General features: G+C 33.8%; 2 protein-coding genes. Both read left to right on the forward strand.

Annotated features, from left to right (window positions below; all coding sequences use genetic code 11):
• Positions 1 to 206 precede the first annotated feature (206 nt).
• The gene (gene istA / locus GJV77_RS14560; RefSeq protein ID WP_155037058.1) at positions 207 to 1,760 is read left to right on the forward strand and encodes an IS21 family transposase; all 1,554 of its coding nucleotides are present in this window, start codon (positions 207 to 209) and stop codon (positions 1,758 to 1,760) included.
• Positions 1,761 to 1,777: 17 nt separating this feature from the next.
• Positions 1,778 to 2,506 carry an IS21-like element helper ATPase IstB gene (gene istB, locus GJV77_RS14565; protein WP_155037059.1) on the forward strand — a complete coding sequence of 243 codons (729 nt, stop codon included), beginning with the start codon at positions 1,778 to 1,780 and terminating at the stop codon, positions 2,504 to 2,506.
• The last annotated feature ends 92 nt before the right edge of the window (positions 2,507 to 2,598 follow it).

Genomic DNA, 2,598 nt, shown 5'->3' on the forward strand with positions numbered 1-2,598 from the left:
ATATTCCGGTTTGATTTGTGCCAGTGATTTCGGAGTACTTGTGCCAGAGATTTCGGTCAAACTGTGCCACTTATTCCATTTGGAGTAATTATAAGTTTCCGTTACGACTTGTGCCACTTGGGATAACACTTTTTGTTATTTCGGTTCAAACCATGCCACTTTGTAAAGTTTAATACTCATATCTTGTTGTTTTAAAACGATAAGATATGGCTAATAAACTTGATCCAATGGACTTAAAACAAATTATTACCTTGCATTTAGATGGCTACAGTAATCGAAAGATAGCTAGTACCCTAAGTATTTCACGCAATACAGTAAATACCTATATGCAGCTCTTTACTGCAAGTGAATATTCACTTGAGCAGCTCTTATCGTTTGAAGCACTACAATTATCAGAGTTATTCTCTAGTGTTACCCTTGTTGATACTCAGCGTCATAATGAGCTGATGCTGTATTTTGAAACAGTTAATAAAGCTCGAAACCATCCTGGTTTCACCTTTCTCTATCATTATAACCAGTATGCTGAAACTGCTAAAAACCCCTATGGTTATACTCAGTTTATGGAACATTATAATCGCAAGTATAAGCAAGAAAGAGGTTCAATGAAATTAGAGCATGAACCTGGTAAAGAAATGTACATAGACTTTGCAGGTAAAAAGCTCTCTTATGTAGATAAACATACAGGAGAAATAATACCTGTAGAAGTATTTGTATCTATCCTTCCTAACAGTCAATACACTTATGTAGAGGCATGTGCTAGTCAAAAGAAAGAAGATTTAATTCAATGTTGCATCAATGCTTTACACTTTTATGGAGGTGTTCCCTTAGCTATTGTGTCCGATAATTTAAAATCAGCAGTATCTCGTTCTAGTAAATATGAAGCTCAGATCAATCGAAGCTTTAAAGACTTCGCTTCTCATTATGGGTGTGTTGTAAACCCAACAAGAGCTTATGCTCCACAAGATAAAGCTCTTGTAGAAAATGCAGTTCAATTAGTATACCAAAGAATCTATTACCCTATTAGAGAGATGACTTTCTTCTCATTAGAGGAGCTGAACCAAGAAATACAAACAAAGTTAATTAAGTATAATCAACTTCTTTTTCAGCGTAAAGAAGCAAGCCGTGTAGAGCTATTCCAATCTGTAGAAAGACAATATTTAAAAAATCTGCCGTCCTCTAACTATCAAATCAAAGATTATAAAAGAGCTAAAGTACAGAAGATAGGTTATGTATACTTTTCACCAGATAAGAGCTACTACAGTGTCCCTTATCGCTATATAGGTCACCAAACTACCATTCATTACACTAATACAACAATTGAAGTTTATTACAATCATTTACGAATAGCTTTACACAAGCGAAGTGCTTTAAAGGGATCGTATAATACAATAAAAGACCACCTCTCTAGTACACATCAGTACTACACTAGCTGGAGTCCTGAGTTCTTTAAAAAACAAGCTCAGCTCCATGGTGATAATGTAGTCAAATGTGTAGAGAGAATACTTGATGATGTTCAATACCCGGAAATAGGGTATAAAAGAGTTATCGGAGTAATACAGCTACATAAAAGCTATGGTTCAGATAGACTAGAAAAAGCCTGTGAACTTGCCTTAAAAGAGAATATAGTTACCTATACTCAGATCAAAAACATCCTTCATCACAAGATGGATCTCAATCAAGAAACAATACAACAACTTAATGCTGATACTCCTCATATACCATCACATACTAACATTAGAGGAGCTTCTTCTTATCAATAAACTTTAATAATAATTATATGGATAACAATCAAACTATCGAAAAACTAAAAGCAATGCGATTAAACGATATGGCTTTACTGCACGACAGACATCTTCAAGATAATACGATAACTTCTTTTACTATAGATGAATACATCGCTTTATTAACAGACCATGAGTATGAAAATAGACAAAATAGAAAAATTGAAAGGCTAATTAAACAAGCTGGTTTTCGGCAAAATGCTAGTATAGCTGATATTAATTATACTCATCATAGAGATCTTGACAAGAATGCTTTTAACAGACTAACTACTTTAGATTTTATTCGAAAAAAACAGAATGTTATTTTAACTGGAGTTAGTGGAGTGGGCAAAAGTTATCTTGCTCAAGCTTTAGGTCATCAAGCCTGTTTAATGGAATACAAAGTACTTTACTTTAATACAGCTAACCTATTTAACATGCTAAAATCAAGTAAAGTGGATGGTACGTATCTAAGAGAAATTAAAAAAATACTCAAATGTGACTTACTAATTTTAGATGATTTTGGACTACAACCTTTTGACAACTTAATCAGAGAAGCGCTTTTTGATATTGTGGATCAAAGGTATAATCAGGCTTCTATTATTCTAGCTTCACAAATACCGGTATCTGCTTGGTATCCTTTAATTGGTGAGAATACAATTGCAGACGCTGTTTTGGATCGTATCGTGAACTCGTCGCATAGAATAAATCTTACCGGAGATTCAATGAGAAAAATAAACTTTTAGCCTTTGATATAACTTTTTTTGTATTATTGTATAACTTTTCAAAGTGGCACCATTTGACCGAAATAGGTGGCATGGTCCGACCGAAATAACCA

This window comes from Myroides pelagicus, from assembly GCF_009711055.1.
GTDB classification, from domain to species: domain Bacteria; phylum Bacteroidota; class Bacteroidia; order Flavobacteriales; family Flavobacteriaceae; genus Flavobacterium; species Flavobacterium pelagicum.